Below are 17,174 nucleotides of genomic sequence, written 5' to 3'. Positions count from 1 at the left end.
AAAGAACAAGTCATGACTTATTTTGTTGGTAAACAAGAGGTTTCTCAACATTTAAAGCTCAGTGCAACCACACTCAAGCGATATCGGCTACAAGGGTTGCTCGTAGAGGGAATTCATTGGGTTCGTCTTAACAGTCGGTGTATCCGTTACAATCTTGACCTCCTTCAAGACTGGCTTCAAAATCGTGACGATCCAATCGCTCATCAACGGGCAATAGAAATTTACCAAGCTAGTTTGTTGAGCAATCAAAAAAAGCCCAGAAAAAAATGAACATTTTTTACAAGTTTTTCTTTGAATCAATTTCTTCTCAGACGACAAAAATATATGCTATTAACACGGCTTGCTCTCTGCTTCTAACCCCCAGTCACAAGCCAACAAAAGAACGATAGCAGCCTAGGGAAGCCCACAACAAAACATCGAAGTTCTAATTAAGCTCAATGGGAGCGAACAGAAAGAAAAATTGCTTCCCTCGGACTCCACCTCAACTATTCCTTAACTCCCATCGGTGGACTTTTGACTGGTTAATGACTGATGGGAAATGAACTTAAAAAAGCTGATAAATGCTTTTAAAATATAACTCAAAGGAACGTCAATTACCTTAAAAGACAATACAAAAAAGAGCAATTTTCCCAAGCGAAAATTGCTCTTTAACATATTTAGTCAATCACAGAAATTTCCCCATTGAGGAAAAAGATAGGTGCTTCTTCACCGATGTCAATCTTTACACCAAGGTTAGTAGGTTCTTCGACTACAACTCCCTGCTTGCCCTCGTATTTACCTTGGTAGCGACGGCTATGGATCAAAACATCAGTGCCAATTTCTAGATTGGGGGTACGAGTTTTACCATTGCTGAACGCTTCTGTAACTGTTGTCAAATTATTATCAGGCTCAGATTCGTCTCTTTGGTCAGATTTGCCAGATTCAGCTTTCTTGACGAGATAGAGTGCCCCCACTGCAAAGGCCATCTCCATATTGTCTTGATTGACGACTTTCACTATAGAACCATCATCGCTCACACCAATAATACTATATTCCCGTCCATCCGCTTTTCGGGCAAGGTCACCCACAGCTAAATCTCCAGGCTGACAAGTTTGGGGTTTGGGTGGTGTGGGTAGCGGGTGACGTTTGACTGGTTGCCAGGAAGCATTTTCTGAATTACTGGGTTGTTTGCTCAAATCAGCCTGAGCCAGTCTATGAGCGTCTTCTGGTTGGATGCCGAAAACAATTAAATCGTAACTGTAACCTTGTGATCGGCTAGAGTCGATAACCTTAAAGCGATCGCCTACAGTATGAGTAAAACAGAGCCATTCACCCCAGGCTTTAGCTCGGTTATAAGCATTAATGCCAGCGTAAACCGTTGTCTCGTCTGGCTGATACACGACATTCTCAGACAGCCTGATATAAGTGGACTCTTCTGGAGAAGATTCGCTATCAGAGAGGTTTTTTTCGTCTTCATCGCTTTCAATCTCTGAACCATTTTCTATTTCAGTAGCTTTTAAAGAATCTTCCCGTTCAGGAGTTAATAATTGGAGGCGTAGCTGTACTTCATCGGGATCGCTCTTATTAACGGGATTTTCAGAAGATAGAAGCGAGTTATTCTCTTGATGGGCAATAGGATTATCGTTATCTGTTGATAAGTCTTCCTCTGATTGGCTGCCGTTGTCGAATATTTGTAAAGTGGCGGTTTTAACAGTAGCGATCACATTTGGGTCAACAGTGTTTAACTCATCAACAATGCCTTTAAGAAGTCCTAACGCTTCGACGACTTGTCCTTGAAGTTGGGTAAGCTTTTGAGCCTCTTCTCGCTTGCTGGCAATCAGTTGCTCATAAGTTTCAATTTCCGAATTGAGATGCTTTAAATAGTCTCCTAAGACGGCTAACATAATTTTTTCCTCTTTTTAAGTTTAATGGAGTGTAATAAGTGGTAATCGGGCTAAAAAAAGAGCAGCCCACTTGAGACTGCTCGTTATGGAAGGAACACATTTGATTGTTTTTTTCAAAGGGGCGGCGTTGCGAAATTCAGGCACATTCGGGTTCTAGAACTTGTTTTGTCCAAATTCGACATTTAGGACAGTAGTGCGCGTCGTCAAAACCCTCGGTAATTAGAGCCGGAATAACTTCGGTTAGGCAGTTTCGGCAAATAGGCATTAACACCTTGAGGATGTCTGTACCGCCATAGCAATCGGGTCTGAATTTTTGAACGATTTTAATGACCAGATTTCTATGACAAAAAGGTCTTTCATGTTTCCACTTACCAGTTTTTTCCCAGTGCTTGAGGGCTTCATCCATACCGCTTCGTTCCCAACAGAGCAAGGTGATATGTTTTTTGGGGTCTAGATTGGCCAGCCATACCTTGATAACTGGAAAATTAGCCTTAACCTCCTCTCGGTAACGACTGGTATATTCTTCTTCGTTAATCCGTTTTTGCTTCCAATCTTGCAGTAAATCAGCACTCGGAACGAAAAACTCTAGACGACCATCAACCCGAAAATTGTGAGGAATGCTGCGAGAAATCGAAAACAGTTGACCATGATGGCGATGAGGCTCAAAGTATGACGCTGTGTAAATCATTTGTCACCTCTTATGCTACATTCCGCCGACAAGCGTGTTAACGCTCTATTGTTGGTCAGGAGGCTAACGGCTAACTGCCAATAAAATAAGCTCCTCGTTTCAACGAGACAAATAACAGTTTTGTCAAGCCAAGAAACAAGGAGCTAATTACCAAAAACAATATTAAGAAAAGAAGGAACGGATGATATTACGAACCGCCTCAGTGTCGGGGTAGCACTGAACTTCTCGCATTGTCCCGTTGACTAGCCGCTTTTCAGGGATGGCTAATTGACCAACTGGTGAATTTTTGACAAAACGACCAAGTTGGGAACGGTTTTGAGCGCTCACGGGTAAACCCATTTCCTCCGCTATTTCCACGACTCCGCGTAATATTTCCGTCGTCCCCGGCAAGGCGGCTTGTTCGAGGACTTCTGAAATCGTGTGATCGATGAGATATTGAGCCAGGCGAGGGGAAATATCGACGACTAACTCGTTAATCTCGTTAATAGCCCGTGCAGCAATTAGGGCTTTTGGTGGCTCTTTGCTTTGGTTAATGCTGTAGCTTCCCGTGCGTCGGAGCGAAGGAAGAACCTCATGGAATATCCAGCGTTGAAATCTTTTGGCTACAGCTTTACGGGATTTGAAAATCAAACGATAGAGTCCAGGTTCGGTTACAGTTAAGAATTCTTGCTCACCACCAAGGGTACGTATAGTAACCGTACCCTTTTCGTCATCATCAAAATTTCTTAGAGTATCACTTGTTCGTTTGATTTCCAAGACGGTACAGACATCTTGGGCTACCCATTCGGGCTTATCGGGAGTACCCACAAAACGAACATCTTGGTTTTCAAATCCGAAAACAATAAGATCTGACATAAGTTTATTGTTAACTCATCAGCAAAAAAGGGCGATAGCACCATAAACTTTGGGAGTGATGGAAGAGGGATAATACAGCCCATTTTTTTACTTGGATAGCGTCCAGCTACATTTTTTCGTCCGCCACCGACTCGACGACAGGGGTCTGAAGTACGAATCTGTTCAATTAGCAGTTGGGTATTTTGCGAGAGATTTAGGCGGTTACACCACGCCGTAAATTCAGAGTCAGATAACATAAGGCACTTTAAGCATTAATTGATATGTTTTTAGATTTAAAAGGGATATATAGTGGGGAACGACCTCGTTTTTCATCGCTTTTTTGCCAACCAATTCCGTCAGGATCTCGTTTTTTAGTCCATTCGGGAAAATCATCTTTATATTTAGTGACAGCATTGCTTAATGATCCTTGTTTAAGTCGGAGTCTTTTCGCTAATTCTGATGGGGTTAAGCGCATTTCTTCGATATCTTCTGAAGATTTATTAGGGTTAACGTTTTCCTGCCTTCGTTCAGTGTTTTCTTCCTGTGATAGGGTGGTAACTGCATCAATTATTGTCGTTGAGGTTTGAGTTTCTTGTTCGTTTGTTTCACGGCTATTGCTACTCTCTTGTTTCTGGGCACTGATAACTTCGTCAATTTTGGATTCATTTGTAACTTGCTCAGGTTCAATTTGTTTGTTGCTCAAACTGCCGTTAGAAATATTATTTTTAATTGGGTCAATCAATTCTTTTTTTTCAGTTTCTTCTGTCTCTTTAGCTTCTGGCAAAGCTTTTAACTCTTTTGAAGAAGGTTCTAAACCTTGCTGTAAAAAGTTAATCAAAGTTTTAAGTTTCTCACCTTGGTAAAACTGAAGTAGTTTATCGGCTGCTTTTTTAGGATTATCCATTCTTACCGACTTAGAACGGTCTTTTATGCCTAATAAATCTTTGACAAAGCTATTAAGTTCCCGACTATAAGCAGGTTCCTTGTACTCATCCTCTGGAATTATGTTAGTATTTATGTATTGATTAATTCGGAGTCCAATTAAATCTCGCATTTCAACGTACTCTCGTTCATCTGCCGTGAGATGATCAGGATCTTTGATATCACGTCCTAATTTAGCAGCAAGGTCTATGGCAATCAATCCTCTGTCCAATAACTCCCCAATAATCGGTATAGCTTCGGCTGCACGGTTGGCAGCACGGATACGTTCTTGTTGTGCAGTTTTTAACTTCCCATCTTCAAGATGGGAAGTTTCTTCAGTCAAATCTGTTCTTTCGCCTTGACGAGATTCGTAGACAAGTGTACGGAATAGTCGTTGAACCTCGTAATCTGAATTAAGAATGTTATCTACAACATTTATAGTCGTTTCTAAGCCATTAGGACGTTTAGCAGTAATAAAAGCCCGAAAATTATCTGAATCAGTTCCTTTAGTGTAACGACAGTAGTAAGGTGTCGTAACTCCCTTCGCTACATAAAGACATTCCCACGATTTGTTTTCAATAATTTCTTTGATGTATTGGGGTATTTTCTGAACGAAAGCAAAATCTCTAGCAATACCAGAAGCAATACTATCAGATAGTAAAAAAGCTTTAGCGGCTTTTTTGTGTTCATCTTCAGGTAGTCTATCTTCATCAGAGATAACTTTGATAATAACAGCTAAATCTGATACATTAGATTGATTTGGGTCTATGGTGTTAAAGTTGCTATTCATGTTAAAGATCTTCCGTTCCTTTTAAATCTCGTGCATGAGCAATACGGTCTATCAACCATAGATAAATGATTTCCCATGATTGATAACCAATAAATTTCTTAAGTGGGATTCGATTTCTTCGTTTAGCTATAGTATGAATCTGTTTAAGATGCTCTTTCCTTTCTTCATCGCTGGCGCGAGGATATAGAAGACAGGCTAATTGATAAACTTTTTTATTGACCTGCTTTCGAGCATAATCTACCTTTTTATCTGGCAACCAAGTAGAGTATTCTGAGGGAAACCCTTCTGGAATTTCTTCATTTGTTGTCGCCTCAGAAGAAATTCTTGAATTAACATCTTGTTGATATTCACTATGTAACCAATCGAATAAACCTTTTTCGTTCATCAACATTCGAGCAAAATGGGCTGGTGTTTTACTCCAGTTTTTGCCAATATCCTTGTTTTCAATCGCCCACTCGGCAATATTGGCATATTCTGTGGTAATTTCTTCTCCATCGACGATTTGCGCTCCCATTTCACCTGTTGATGCAAGGGGAATAAAGTTAGATTCGGAGGGGGTTGATGGTTCTCCATCTCCATCTGACTCTCCTTCAAAGTCTCCCGTATCATCGTCTTCATCATCGCTATTATCGGTGACATCCGGTTTGCAAACAATATGAGCAACTTCATTAAGCACATCTATAGCTAATTGAATTAGAAGAGGATGAGCAGGAATTAAGGTTTGTACTGCTTCACACTCTTCTTGACTGGGGAAAAGACGTAATAAACGCCCCAAATCTTGCATAAAAGATAAAGGAGCGCAAATATTAGTAGCGTGAATTCGATATTTGAGACGTTTGATGGAAACTCCTTCACCTAACATATTCACACCAATAATCCAAGAACGCGCCCCTTGTCCTGTTTCTGAAGCAAATGCTTCTATGAGTTGGCTAGAATCTTCTTTGGATTTGAAAAAAGCACTTAAATTAGAGTCATACTCCTCTTTGGACACAACGACTAACGCTTCCTCGCCTGTCAAACTTTTAATTCGTTCTTTCATCTGACGGGCTGCTGCAATATTTGGAACTCTGACATAAGTGGCACATTCAGGAAGCTCTTTAACGCGGTCACGTTTCATATTTCTGTGCGCCCACAAAATGGCTTCTTTAACCCAACCACCATCCACCATAATGGCTGTATTTAGCGCATCTCTTAACTGTTGCTCTGTCGTCGCATTGCCAAAAGTTTGTCCATCGTAAGTGGCTTTACCCCGACTATATTTGAACTCTCCTTCAAGGGTGACAAAGGAGAAGGACGGAATAATCTCATCTCTTAAGGCATCTGCTAGAGTATAACGAAAATCGGGTTTACACTCATAGGTATTGTCGGCAATTTGTTCATAATTCAACCAGTTACCCAGAATCATGTTGTTATCGGAACGAAAGGGAGTACCAGAAGTCATGAGGCGATGGGATACAATATGATCTCGAAAAGCTATCTCACAGGCTTGTCCAAAAGAAAGCTCATGACTGGCATGGTGAACTTCATCAAGAATGACAAAGACTTTACCTGCTAGGTTTTTCTCCAATGCTTTGGCTAAATCTTGAGCATTTTGCCCTTTCGTTAACCATTGGTAACTAATGACAATGCCATGATAACCTTCTTTCAATAAGTCATCTGGGCTTGGTAATCCCTTTAGTCGGTTATCAGTTCCTGAATAATAGAGATTTAAGCCAAAAAGATTATAAGCATCTTGGGCGTATTGTTTTCTTAGATGCTCTGATGGAGTCACAACAACCACAATTGACCAATCTAGGGTACTTTTCAGTGAAACGAATGTAAACAATGAGCCACCGGTTTTCCCGGCTGCTGTGCAACCTTCAAGTAATGTATTTTTCTTAGGATTAGTTTGATATTGCCTAACAAACCGTTCTTGCCAGTCTCTAGGAATAAATGGATGACCCACAGTTGTTACCTCCTTGTTAAAATTGGGTGAGTCGTATATCGTTCGTCATTCAAATGTATCTCACGTATCTCAATAGTAGCACATTCGCAACTCATCAACATGGCAAGAACCAGCAAAGATAAAACAATTTCAATTCGACTGTCTCAGACCATGTTAGAGGCATTAGATGCCCGTGCTGTCTTAGACGAAAAAGACAGAGCGCAGGTGATACGAGAAGCAATAGCCAAGCATCTCGAAATAGATGAAGATGAAATTCAAGAAAAACTTACTTATTTAGAAGAAAGCGTTAATAAACTCCAAAATGAATATCAACAAGATAGAAAAAAAACGGAAGCATTAGGAAAACGAGTAGATGAAATGAGTCGTCTAGTCGCTTATTGTATTGAACGCTTGCCATCTGGCAAAACTTAAAAAGTATTCCCATTAGTCAATTTTTACGCTAATACACTAAGTTAATGCTCATTTCACTTTTTTTTTGAATATTTAATTGACTAAGTTTTTGTTTAAATTCTCGGCAAGCTTATTATTCAAAATTCGACTCTCGGCAAAATTATGATTCAATTGAAGAAATGGCTTTGTTGAGTGGTTGATGAAATAATCGGGATTGTAGAGACGGCTGTTACTTAAAGTAAAAAGTGGCCGTTTTTAAAGGATAAAGTGGCCGCTGTCTAAAACCTAAACTAGAAGGGCGCTAGAACTTATTCCGTAACAAAAGGCGATCACCTCTTTCTTAAAGACTAAAGCCAGTTAATTATGCTTACAGACAATTTTTTACTCTAAATTCTAGGGACGGTCACTTTATGCTTTAAAAGCGGACACTTTATCCTTTAAGTGACAACGGCAACGGCAAAGTTATGATTCAACTGGTGGCAAACTTATGGGTAAAGTCACAGGTTTGAATTTCTAATTCTTTAAGGAGCGCTCACCCATAGCCATCATTTTAACCCCGTCAGGCGTTCCTTCAACCTTGTATAACGCTCTTGTTGGTTCACTTGCCTCACCGCCATCCCTATGGCCTTAGAAGACCCAATGACAATAGCCAATTTCTTAGCACGAGTCAGCCCTGTGTAAATAAGATTTCGAGAGAGCATTATATAATGACTGGTGTAAATCGGCAGTAAAACCACTGGATACTCTGACCCTTGGCTTTTATGGATGGAAATCGACCAAGCCAAAGCTACTTCATTGAGGTCGGCAAAATCATAAACCACTTCTCGTCCGTCAAAGCAGATAGTTAGTTCTTGTTCAACTGGATCAATAGCCGCTACCATTCCTAAATCCCCATTAAACACTTCTCTCTCATAATCATTCTTCAGTTGAATCACTCTATCTCCCACTCGGAAAGTCATCCCCCCTCTGGAAACTTCGGGTTTATCGGGACTAGGGGGGTTGATTAATTGCTGAAGAACTTGGTTAAAATTGCGCGTCCCCACTGCACCTCTCGTCATCGGACAAAGTACCTGTACGTCAGTTACAGGATTGAAACCTTGACGGGGAATAAAATCACGGATGAGTTCACAAACCACCATTACCCCATGTTCTGGCTCAGTTCCACCATTATGCCAAAGACAATCTGATTGCGGAGCATCGCTAATTGGTTCTAATTTGGGATATTGTCCTCCATTAATTTGATGTGCAGCGCGGATAATAGCACTCGAAGATGCTTGACGGAAAATTTGGGATAAACGCACGATGGGAATTTTCACCGAATCAATTAAGTCAGCTAAGATTTTTCCAGGTCCCACACTGGGCAACTGATCCACGTCCCCTACTAACAACAAGCAAGCTTGTGGTGGGATCGCTTTTAACAACGAATGAGCCAGAAACAAATCCAGCATTGAAGTTTCATCCACTACGATAGCATCGTAGGGCAGGGGATTGTCCTTATCCCGTTTAAACCCCATAGTAGCGGGGTCAAATTCGAGCATTCTGTGGAGAGTCTTAGCTTCTAAACCCGTTACCTCCCCCATTCTCTGTGCTGCTCGTCCAGTAGGAGCGGCTAACCCAATCTTCTTACCCATCGCTTTCCATAAAGCCACAATAGTACGGGTACAGAAGGTTTTTCCCGTCCCTGGACCCCCCGTAAGAACCATTACCCGTGAGGAAGCCGCCATCTCTACCGCTTCAAGCTGTTGGGGAGAAAGAGAAATTCCTCTACTTTGAGTAAAACGTTCTATCCAATTCCTGACACGGGGCAAATCAACTTCAACCGGGTGTGAAAGTTGTTGTCGTAGTAATTGAGCGAGATTTTCCTCAGTGTAAAAGAAAGCCGGTTTGTAGCACAGAGGCATCCCTCCTTCTCCTTTTTCTACCATCAAGGCTTGCTGTTGTCCCATCTCGTCAATAATGGCACTAATCGATTCTATTTCGGCTTCATGTTCTCCGTTGCTGAGGAGTTCTGCTGATAGCTTCATCAATTCGGGTTGAGGTAAAAAACAGTGTCCGTCCTCGGCAGCTTGGCTTAAAACGTGCAAGATTCCCGACTTATAACGATACTTCGACCAGGGAGAAACACCCACGTTATAAGCAATTTTATCGGCGGTCAGGAAACCGATCCCATAAATATCATCTGCTAGTTGGTAAGGGTTGTCTGTGACAGTAGCGATCGCATTTGCTCCATACTGCTTAAAAATCTTGACAGCGTAAGTGGTAGAAACTCCATGCCCCTGCAAGAAAACCATAACTTCTTTGATGGCTTTCTGAGTTTCCCAGGCTTTTTGAATCATAACAACCCGCTTTTTGCCGATGCCTGGGACTTCTATCAGCCTTTGAGTCTTGTTTTCGATGATTTCTAAAGTTTCTAAACCAAAGTGTGCCACAATCCGTTTAGCGGTAACGGGGCCGACTCCTTTAATTAAGCCGCTTCCCAAATATTTCTCCATACCTGTGAGGGTAGCGGGTTTCGTTTCAGTGTACTGCTGAACCTCGAACTGCTGACCGTATTGGGGGTGATTCTTCCACACTCCTTTAAGCTGGAGGGTTTGCCCGGCTTGAATATTAGCGAAGTTGCCCACTACCGTCACCAATTCCTTTGCTCTGGGGGATTGTAGCCGAGCGACGGTATAACCCGATTCTTCGGCGTGGTAGGTAATGCGTTCTACCACGCCGGTGAGAGATTCAGGTGCTTGACATCGGTAGGGTACTGAGGAGTCTTGGAGATTCATTTTAGGCGGTCAAAAACACAGGGATATGGACAGCATTACCCTTGATTGTACTAATTTTGTTTTTATAGAACAAGAGAACTAGCTAGGCTGAGAGATTTGTCGCTTTTATCAAAAAAGCTATTATTGATAAGAAACTTATCACCTTGGTCATCAGATAAGTTTTAGAGGTCTTAACTTAAAATGCCATTAGTTTTAGTTTTTTTTGGCCGGAGGAATTTCATCACCTGTTAAAGTGACGATTTTGCCATCTTTTAAGATGCTGATCGACTCTCCTAATTTACGGTGTCTCTCTATAGCCTCAGCAATAGCCACTCTCACACCTGCGTCGATGATTTGATGCAGTTGTGTTAGTGTAGGTTCGCTCATATCAGTCTGCGGTAATGGTTCGGAAGGTGTCGAGGTCATAAATGATTGCTGTAAATCACCTTGTCTCCAAAGTATATTCTAGGCAATGTTAGAAAATAGCTGTCGATAAAGCGGAAGATGTTGATACTGACCGAGACGATTTAACCACTCTCCTCCATATTCTTCTAATTCCTCTGTTTCTAGGCTAAAAATCTGTACCCTATTGGGAGTAATGACCATAATCAACCCTTGGGGTATGGACAGACCGAAAAGAGACTCATAAGCCCTTCGATAAGCAGCAATTTGAAGTTTCGCATCAGTTAGCCATTGCGATCTTTTCTCCCTGTGGCTTGTTTTAAAATCGAATAAGGTTAAAATACCCTGCCAATAAGCCAATAAATCAAGCGTTCCAGCATACTGAAGCCCTCGATGATAAACAGGTTTCTCACTGGCCACTACTTCCCCTATCGCCCCCAGAATTTTCCTTGCCTCATTCCAAAACTCGCTCACATCGGTGGGACATTCTTGGTCTTCTCCCTTAAATCTAGCTTCAATTAGCTTGTGAATGACTTTACCTCGTTCTGCGGCTAAAAAGCGTAACTTTTCGGCTTCAGAACCGTTACGTTTATGCCAGTTTCTCAACCTTGTGCGCCCTTCTGCCGGCATAGTTGCTTGTAAAATGGTCGTAACACTGGGAAAAAGACCGTAGGGAGTTTCATAAAATTTCCCCCCTGACGGTAACTTAAGAATTTTCATGGCAATTATTCCTCTTTTCGCTCAAAATACTTACAGAAATTGTCTTCGTCTGCCATCGCTGCTTGAATGGGGTCAATAGCACAGGGTAAATAAGGGTTATTATCAAAATAAGCACAATTACGACAGCATTGTCGGCGTTTAGCCCTAATTTCCTGGTACTTTTCTTCGACCTTCCGATAAATCTGATGGTTGATCAAAGCGCGACGGCAAGTAGAACCGAGATTAAAATTAAAATTAGACATCCTGCCTCCAGGCAAAAATCATGCCTCGCCTAAAAAAAAAAGAAGCAGCAGGTTACATACAGCAACCCGCTACTTCTAAACCACTATGAGTTAAGGATTATCGTCCATTCACAAAAGCCGAGCTTTCTAATTCGCTTGCCTTAGCAGAGGACATTAGGAGTTCGATCTCATCAGGAGACAGACCATCAATCGGAATCAAATTCACCGACAAATCAATCATCTTGGGATTATTTGCCATGAAATCAGCAATATGTTCAAGCTGTTTGATCTCTTCGTCGGTTTCCCGTTCGCGCCAATCCCAGATAACACTGTAATAGTCGCCTTTGTCCCCATTGTGTTTGAGGAATGAGCCTTTAAAGATACCGAGGGCAGGTTCTCCAGACTCCATCAATTCCGTGACTTTCTGGGAGAATTGAGCGATACTACGCTTCTTGAGGTAGGTTAAGCAGACGGTATTCTTGGGCAGGATGTCGCAGCCAGGAGCCGCAACAAACCAGACTTGTAACCAGAATGAATTGGTGATTTTGCCGAGATTGCCGAAGAATTGAGCGACTTTAATAATGGAAATTTCAACTTCTTTGCCCCGATAATCTTCCTCTCCAACCTTCCATTGTCCTAAACGGCAGTCATTTCTGAGGTTAAAGGGGACTTGAGGCATGAAAATCGAATTTTGAGGGCGAGTACCAAAGACTGAAAATTTGGCTAAATTACTCATGACTTTAATTTCCTTTTTGTTGCTTTAATTTGTGTTAATTTCGCGTGTTGATGGATGCGCGACCCCCAAGAGGCAGGGTGAGGAAAATAGATAAATTCCCTCATTTTTCCTGCCTTCTAACTTTTTTTTTCAATTGGCGTTAGCCTTTCTCAAACGTGAACCTTTCTTAAACGTGGTGGCCACCTCGTATCAATTTCTCTACCCAACTTGCGAATGTGCCAACGAATTAGTGAGTGGGCTAAGGGATCGACCTGACCAGAGTTTAAAAGGTCGATGTAATGCTGTTGGTGAAATACTAATTCTTGGTAACAGAGAAGTCTTCTCATTCTCATGGCTAACCCCCACAAAATTTGCTATTTTCAACAACTTCCCTGGCTCCTGCATCATCGGCTGCGTGGATAGTCAGCACAGACAGAGCCTTGTGATGTTCTGCCAAAAGATGGCGGTAAGCCAGTTGGTCAGCTAATAGGTTTCTTACGAATGACAAGGGTAATCGACAGGCAACGTCGAGATGCAGGGATTGGTTGCTTTGTGACGCAATCATAGTTTCCTCCTAGCAATACGCTCACAATCCGATGGGCGATAGCCCCATCAAACGGTTTTTTAAGAGGATGATTTCAATAGTTTGCCGAGCTTTTAAATTTCTAATGCGAGTTCTTTAACTAAATAATCTCCTAAAAACTCGAAATCAACTTTTTCTAAAGCCAACCTTAACAAGGGTTCAATAAAGGTTAATTCATGTTCGATTAAGGGGTCAGCCTCAAGATTAAAATTCAAATCTGCCAAATCAAACTCGGTTTCATCTTCAGTTTTTGACCAAGCCAAATGAAGTTCTAAAAACTTTTTGACTAAATAAGTTTTGGGGCTATTTTGGGGAGGACATTTTTTATACCAAACACTCATTTGTTTAGCCAATTCAGGATCATAAGCATTTTTCTCTTCCCAATAAAGCTCACTAAGAGCCTCTTTTAGCCACGAGAATATAATGGATGTTTCTGGATTAATTTGGGCTATCTGTTGCAACGAATTTGATGAGGACTGTTGTTTATCCTTGATTAGTTGTCTTAAAGCTTGCTTCCAAGTAGCGGCTGTATTGGCATCAGGATAAATATCGATTAATTCAATTAATTCTTGGCGCGATTTGGGGTTCAATTCATTTTGTACTCGGTTTCCCAATAGGACTATAGCTCGTTCCATTGAAGCAATTGAACCAGGAATTTTTGGGGGAAGCGGCTTAATATCTTCTGGGGTTGAGCGTTTTTTCCGTCTCGGAAGCATTTTTCTATTAATCGCCAAGGGTATGTATAATATACACACCCAAAGAATGACCGACAACTGAAGACAGTATTATTTAAATTTGGCAGCATGGCCAAAGCCTTCTGGGGTAAAAGCTTGAAGCATTTAAGGCAAGTTATTGGCAGCATCATAAAAAGGATACGGTTATTAACCGCACCCTTTTCATCCAGTCTCCAAAAACCTTGGGTATGCTGGTTATTTATCCCCAATTTGATTTAAGCTCCTATTTTAGCTTGGATAATCTCCGATGCTACCGCGTAAAGAGCGTCAATCATTCCATCTTTCTCTACCTGATCGATGAGGCTTGTCCGTTTATTGCGAGAACGAGCTTTAACGTCATAGTGATAGCGATACTTGAACTGGCAGTAAAGGTGACTAAAGAAATCCTTATAAGCCACACCGCTAGAATAGCAATAAGTTCGCACCAATAAGACAACTTTATCCCTTACACTCATTTGTTGCGCTTGTTCAGCCGAAAAGGGGATAATTTCTAAGTCGGATTCGGCTTGTTTTTGGATGGCTACTAATGACAGCAAAACTTCATCTTGACTTTCTTGAGCTTTCTTGATCTGTGAGGTTTGTTCGGTTAAAACTTCAACTTGGCTCTCTACAGTGTTAACCTGAGATTGAACCAATTTCAGTTGTCGTTCCTGTTCGACAAATTGTTGAGCTACTGATAACAAGTATTCAGCTTGGCTCATCGACTTTTGCCAGCCCAATTCTTGCTGTACCCAAGTCCGAAAACCGATTGCTCGGAAAGCTCGACAAACTTGCTTGGCTTGTTGAGTACGATAACGCTCCTTAGCTTCATAGGCGTAGTATTCGAGAATTAGGGCTACTAAAATGTCACTTAGCGCATCACCCTCAAAAACCTGCCCGGTAAAGGATTCAAAGATTTCAGAGACGTTTTGCCCATCACTAATTTTCTGCACTAAACGCACTACAGAACTGACATCAACACCTGCTAACCGGGCTACGGCACGACGGGACGCAAAGGCTCGACCTTGCTCATCAATGGTAAATTCACTCCGAATGTCTTCCGACAAATGATAAATCGAAATGTTGCTCATCTTTATTTACTCCTTTGTAATATTCCCTTTTTGAACGACAATCTGTGTTCAAGTGGCTCACACAATCCGATGGGCGATAGCCCCTAGGGGAATTAGTAGTTAACAAACCTTGTTGAAGGGGGTAACGCTCCTAGCTTCATAAGCGTAGTATTCGTGACTGGGAGGGCTACTAAAATTTTTGACAGCGCATCGCCCTCAAAGACTTGTCAGACAAAGGATTCAACGATTTTAGAGACTTTTAGCCCATCACTAATTTTCTGCACCAGACGCACTACAGAACCGACATCAACATCTGCTAACCGCAATGGGCGATAGCCCGATCAGTAAGTTAATAGTGAGCTAACCCGCGCTAAATGAAATTCTGGGCTTCTCAACAGGGCTATCTATCGGCTTATTCACTTATTCATCAATAATTTAATGTATAACAGTTAACTTGACAGGCAAGATAAATTAAAAGTTAAAGCTATTATTCCGATAGGCTTATCGTATTTTATGGGTCGTCTATCCCTTAATTGAGCTTTTACATTTCCTTGACCTGAGTTATCTATGAACCAATTTTTAGCCAAAGCATTTAACCTTCCTACCACCACAGTTTCTCTATCTATCGCGGCGGTATTTTTTAATTTGTCGGCAACGGCAGCCACATTTACCCCCTTTTCTTTTGTTACCAACGTTACAGCCAGTCCTAATCTCTCTTCTAACCCTAACCTTCTCAATGATCCCACCCTAGATGTCCGCCTTGATTCGGTTAGTTGGGGTGGGATCACCGTCAATAATTTCGAGGTGGTTAGCACCGGCAGAGTGCTTCAAAATGATACTTACTTTAATACAGCCGATGGCAATACTTACGGGATTCTTCATTCAGGACATGGACCGAATACCGAAAGCGATCCTTTAGTTGAAGAAGGTCCGGCTAAACCCAACCCTAGTGATCTTGACATTGCTAACTCTTTGGGAAATTTAAACCTCAATAGTCTTTTAGTGACTAGAGAAAATGGAAATACAGCCAGTATCGAAGTTTCTTTTGCCAATCCGGTAAACACCTTCTTTTTTTGGGAGCGTGGGGGAACCCCAGGAAGTTCGGTTGCCGGAGATAGCGATTTACTCGTCGAAGCCCTCAGTGATGATGGCTCTACGGTTCTAGCAACTTATAAAATTTTAAGAGCCAACTATACTAAAGCCGGCTACAACATCAGTACGATAGTGCCTCCAGTTCTTAATAATGGACCGTTCAATATTGGCTCAATCGGCATCAGTCTCGGTGACATCACCACCAAAACACTACGATTAACTAGCACCAATAATAATCTTGGTGCTGCTAATGGTGATAATGGACCAGATTTTAAGGTAGTAGCAGCTAATGTCACCGTTCCCGAACCCGGCTCACTCATGGCTTTGCTACTAGCTACTGTACTAGGAGGACTTCACAAGAGCAAGAATTGGAAATCAGACTGAGAACAAAATTGCGATATTTTAATGGCTCTTTAAAGGTATAAATATTACCTAGACCCTGAAAGCGAAGAGTGAAATTACCCCAGAGCTACCACCAGAGCAAGATTATTTACGAGCAAGCCTATATGAGGCTCACGTAAGCATTTCTATTGTTTAGGAGGGTGTATATATTACATACACCCTCTTCATCCTCATCTTGCTTGCTCTGTGTTGAGACTAGCTGAGGTTAGCTAACTCTCATCCTGACTAGCTTTCGTGCAATCATGCCCGTCAGCTTGCCTATATGATGACGAATTAATAGCCGCGCCTTCGGTTTGACTTGCTTAGAGCTTAAAAGGCGGCTATAATGCTCTCTATGGATTAGTAATTCTTGGTAACAAAGAAGTTTTTTCATGGCTGTAAATTGGTAGAAAGTAGACTAAAATACGGACTCTAGTTCGGGTTGCCAAAAGTCAGCGACCACCCACTCCGATAAGTCAAACAGAGATTGCAGGGCGGTTTCTATGGCATTCCTCGTAATCTCATTAACTTTCAAGTCAATGACCACAGAGTCAACCGGAACTGCATAACCGCAGTCCTCCTCCACTGCTTTACTGTGAAGCTGAACTTTAACTGTCTTGGGCGGCTCCATGCTTATTAACTCGCAGTCATGGGTTTTGGGATGATGCCGTCGAGCAGATTGGTTAAATGCGTGACACCACCCTCTACCCCCTTCGTCTTGGTAGTCCTCGAAGAAAGGGCAGGACTGGCAGCATGAGCTTGAAGTAGGTTTAGAAAAGTTTTGCGCCATAATTAAAGTGAGATTATTAATTAAGTTTTCAGAGAGAACTGCTTGTTGTCTCACAGGCAGCTTCTCGTATTTAAAAGGCGTTAGCCCCTTACTATCTCCGAAAAAATTGATAATAATCTCTACACGATCGTGTTGTGATGCCCAAGCCTTATACCCCCCAGGCAAGTTGAACCGATTTTTGAGAAAGAGTTTTAATCAAAGCAATTTTTCCCATCCCTCTTACTGTTTCACTGGTTCCTTTTGCCAACGGAGAGGTTGAGAATCACATTAAAGTATTAGGATA

At 41.7% G+C, this 17,174-nt stretch carries 17 protein-coding genes; 3 read left to right on the top strand and 14 right to left on the bottom strand.

Annotation, left to right across the window (positions count from 1 at the left end; all coding sequences use genetic code 11):
* Nucleotides 1-12: 12 nt before the first annotated feature.
* The gene (locus CYAN7822_RS02565; RefSeq protein ID WP_013320680.1) at nt 13-270 is read left to right on the top strand and encodes a helix-turn-helix transcriptional regulator; all 258 of its coding nucleotides are present in this window, start codon (nt 13-15) and stop codon (nt 268-270) included.
* Between the two features lie 386 nt (nt 271-656).
* Here the strand turns inward: CYAN7822_RS02565 and CYAN7822_RS02560 are convergent, their stop codons facing one another.
* From CYAN7822_RS02560 to CYAN7822_RS02540, 5 genes are all read right to left on the bottom strand, one after another.
* Nucleotides 657-1,883 (bottom strand): hypothetical protein, encoded by a 1,227-nt coding sequence (locus CYAN7822_RS02560; RefSeq protein WP_013320679.1) that lies wholly within the window; start codon nt 1,881-1,883, stop codon nt 657-659.
* 136 nt (nt 1,884-2,019) lie between these two features.
* Nucleotides 2,020-2,571, bottom strand: coding sequence for a DUF488 family protein, N3 subclade (locus CYAN7822_RS02555; RefSeq protein WP_013320678.1), 552 nt, complete (start codon nt 2,569-2,571; stop codon nt 2,020-2,022).
* A gap of 162 nt (nt 2,572-2,733) precedes the next feature.
* Nucleotides 2,734-3,426: a BRO-N domain-containing protein gene (locus CYAN7822_RS02550; RefSeq protein ID WP_013320677.1), complete on the bottom strand. Its 693-nt coding sequence runs from the start codon at nt 3,424-3,426 to the stop codon at nt 2,734-2,736.
* A 244-nt stretch (nt 3,427-3,670) separates the two neighbouring features.
* A complete protein-coding gene (locus CYAN7822_RS02545; protein WP_013320676.1) occupies nt 3,671-5,116 on the bottom strand; it encodes a hypothetical protein in 1,446 nt (481 codons plus the stop codon).
* 1 nt (nt 5,117) lies between these two features.
* Nucleotides 5,118-7,061 carry a DEAD/DEAH box helicase gene (locus CYAN7822_RS02540; protein ID WP_013320675.1) on the bottom strand — a complete coding sequence of 648 codons (1,944 nt, stop codon included), beginning with the start codon at nt 7,059-7,061 and terminating at the stop codon, nt 5,118-5,120.
* A 99-nt stretch (nt 7,062-7,160) separates the two neighbouring features.
* Between CYAN7822_RS02540 and CYAN7822_RS02535 the strand changes: the two genes are divergently transcribed.
* On the top strand, nt 7,161-7,472 hold the full coding sequence (locus CYAN7822_RS02535) for a ribbon-helix-helix protein, CopG family (protein ID WP_013320674.1): 312 nt from the start codon (nt 7,161-7,163) through the stop codon (nt 7,470-7,472).
* A gap of 524 nt (nt 7,473-7,996) precedes the next feature.
* Here CYAN7822_RS02535 and recD2 read toward each other — a convergent pair.
* From recD2 to CYAN7822_RS02495, 8 genes are all read right to left on the bottom strand, one after another.
* On the bottom strand, nt 7,997-10,225 hold the full coding sequence (recD2, locus tag CYAN7822_RS02530; RefSeq protein WP_013320673.1) for an SF1B family DNA helicase RecD2: 2,229 nt from the start codon (nt 10,223-10,225) through the stop codon (nt 7,997-7,999).
* A 192-nt stretch (nt 10,226-10,417) separates the two neighbouring features.
* Nucleotides 10,418-10,630 (bottom strand): hypothetical protein, encoded by a 213-nt coding sequence (locus CYAN7822_RS02525; protein ID WP_013320672.1) that lies wholly within the window; start codon nt 10,628-10,630, stop codon nt 10,418-10,420.
* Between the two features lie 39 nt (nt 10,631-10,669).
* Nucleotides 10,670-11,326: a hypothetical protein gene (locus CYAN7822_RS02520; protein ID WP_013320671.1), complete on the bottom strand. Its 657-nt coding sequence runs from the start codon at nt 11,324-11,326 to the stop codon at nt 10,670-10,672.
* A gap of 5 nt (nt 11,327-11,331) precedes the next feature.
* Nucleotides 11,332-11,568 carry a hypothetical protein gene (locus tag CYAN7822_RS02515; RefSeq protein ID WP_013320670.1) on the bottom strand — a complete coding sequence of 79 codons (237 nt, stop codon included), beginning with the start codon at nt 11,566-11,568 and terminating at the stop codon, nt 11,332-11,334.
* Nucleotides 11,569-11,665: 97 nt separating this feature from the next.
* Nucleotides 11,666-12,283, bottom strand: a complete 618-nt coding sequence (locus tag CYAN7822_RS02510) for a hypothetical protein (protein ID WP_013320669.1) — start codon at nt 12,281-12,283, stop codon at nt 11,666-11,668.
* Between the two features lie 334 nt (nt 12,284-12,617).
* Nucleotides 12,618-12,827 carry a hypothetical protein gene (locus tag CYAN7822_RS02505; protein WP_013320667.1) on the bottom strand — a complete coding sequence of 70 codons (210 nt, stop codon included), beginning with the start codon at nt 12,825-12,827 and terminating at the stop codon, nt 12,618-12,620.
* A 92-nt stretch (nt 12,828-12,919) separates the two neighbouring features.
* Nucleotides 12,920-13,561, bottom strand: coding sequence for a hypothetical protein (locus tag CYAN7822_RS02500; RefSeq protein ID WP_013320666.1), 642 nt, complete (start codon nt 13,559-13,561; stop codon nt 12,920-12,922).
* A 233-nt stretch (nt 13,562-13,794) separates the two neighbouring features.
* Complete coding sequence (locus tag CYAN7822_RS02495) at nt 13,795-14,649, bottom strand: hypothetical protein (RefSeq protein WP_013320665.1); 855 nt, start codon at nt 14,647-14,649, stop codon at nt 13,795-13,797.
* A gap of 546 nt (nt 14,650-15,195) precedes the next feature.
* Here CYAN7822_RS02495 and CYAN7822_RS02490 point away from each other — a divergent pair.
* Nucleotides 15,196-16,104, top strand: coding sequence for an exosortase-dependent surface protein XDP2 (locus CYAN7822_RS02490; RefSeq protein ID WP_013320664.1), 909 nt, complete (start codon nt 15,196-15,198; stop codon nt 16,102-16,104).
* A 415-nt stretch (nt 16,105-16,519) separates the two neighbouring features.
* Here CYAN7822_RS02490 and CYAN7822_RS02485 read toward each other — a convergent pair whose 3' ends face one another.
* Nucleotides 16,520-16,945 (bottom strand): hypothetical protein, encoded by a 426-nt coding sequence (locus tag CYAN7822_RS02485; protein WP_245602669.1) that lies wholly within the window; start codon nt 16,943-16,945, stop codon nt 16,520-16,522.
* Nucleotides 16,946-17,174 lie beyond the last annotated feature (229 nt).

It is taken from the genome of Gloeothece verrucosa PCC 7822 (assembly GCF_000147335.1).
Lineage (GTDB): Bacteria > Cyanobacteriota > Cyanobacteriia > Cyanobacteriales > Microcystaceae > Gloeothece > Gloeothece verrucosa.
Note: the sequence above shows the minus strand (reverse complement) of the source record. Positions and strands in the feature narration are given on the sequence as shown.

Coding starts and splice junctions, on each gene's coding strand:
- CYAN7822_RS02560 (WP_013320679.1), bottom strand. CDS start 1,883: ATGTTAGCCGTCTTAGGAGACTATTTAAAGCATCTCAATTCGGAAATT.
- CYAN7822_RS02525 (WP_013320672.1), bottom strand. CDS start 10,630: ATGACCTCGACACCTTCCGAACCATTACCGCAGACTGATATGAGCGAA.
- CYAN7822_RS02520 (WP_013320671.1), bottom strand. CDS start 11,326: ATGAAAATTCTTAAGTTACCGTCAGGGGGGAAATTTTATGAAACTCCC.
- CYAN7822_RS02535 (WP_013320674.1), top strand. CDS start 7,161: ATGGCAAGAACCAGCAAAGATAAAACAATTTCAATTCGACTGTCTCAG.
- recD2 (WP_013320673.1), bottom strand. CDS start 10,225: ATGAATCTCCAAGACTCCTCAGTACCCTACCGATGTCAAGCACCTGAA.
- CYAN7822_RS02505 (WP_013320667.1), bottom strand. CDS start 12,827: ATGATTGCGTCACAAAGCAACCAATCCCTGCATCTCGACGTTGCCTGT.
- CYAN7822_RS02515 (WP_013320670.1), bottom strand. CDS start 11,568: ATGTCTAATTTTAATTTTAATCTCGGTTCTACTTGCCGTCGCGCTTTG.
- CYAN7822_RS02555 (WP_013320678.1), bottom strand. CDS start 2,571: ATGATTTACACAGCGTCATACTTTGAGCCTCATCGCCATCATGGTCAA.
- CYAN7822_RS02565 (WP_013320680.1), top strand. CDS start 13: ATGACTTATTTTGTTGGTAAACAAGAGGTTTCTCAACATTTAAAGCTC.
- CYAN7822_RS02545 (WP_013320676.1), bottom strand. CDS start 5,116: ATGAATAGCAACTTTAACACCATAGACCCAAATCAATCTAATGTATCA.
- CYAN7822_RS02510 (WP_013320669.1), bottom strand. CDS start 12,283: ATGAGTAATTTAGCCAAATTTTCAGTCTTTGGTACTCGCCCTCAAAAT.
- CYAN7822_RS02500 (WP_013320666.1), bottom strand. CDS start 13,561: ATGCTTCCGAGACGGAAAAAACGCTCAACCCCAGAAGATATTAAGCCG.
- CYAN7822_RS02490 (WP_013320664.1), top strand. CDS start 15,196: ATGAACCAATTTTTAGCCAAAGCATTTAACCTTCCTACCACCACAGTT.
- CYAN7822_RS02495 (WP_013320665.1), bottom strand. CDS start 14,649: ATGAGCAACATTTCGATTTATCATTTGTCGGAAGACATTCGGAGTGAA.
- CYAN7822_RS02550 (WP_013320677.1), bottom strand. CDS start 3,426: ATGTCAGATCTTATTGTTTTCGGATTTGAAAACCAAGATGTTCGTTTT.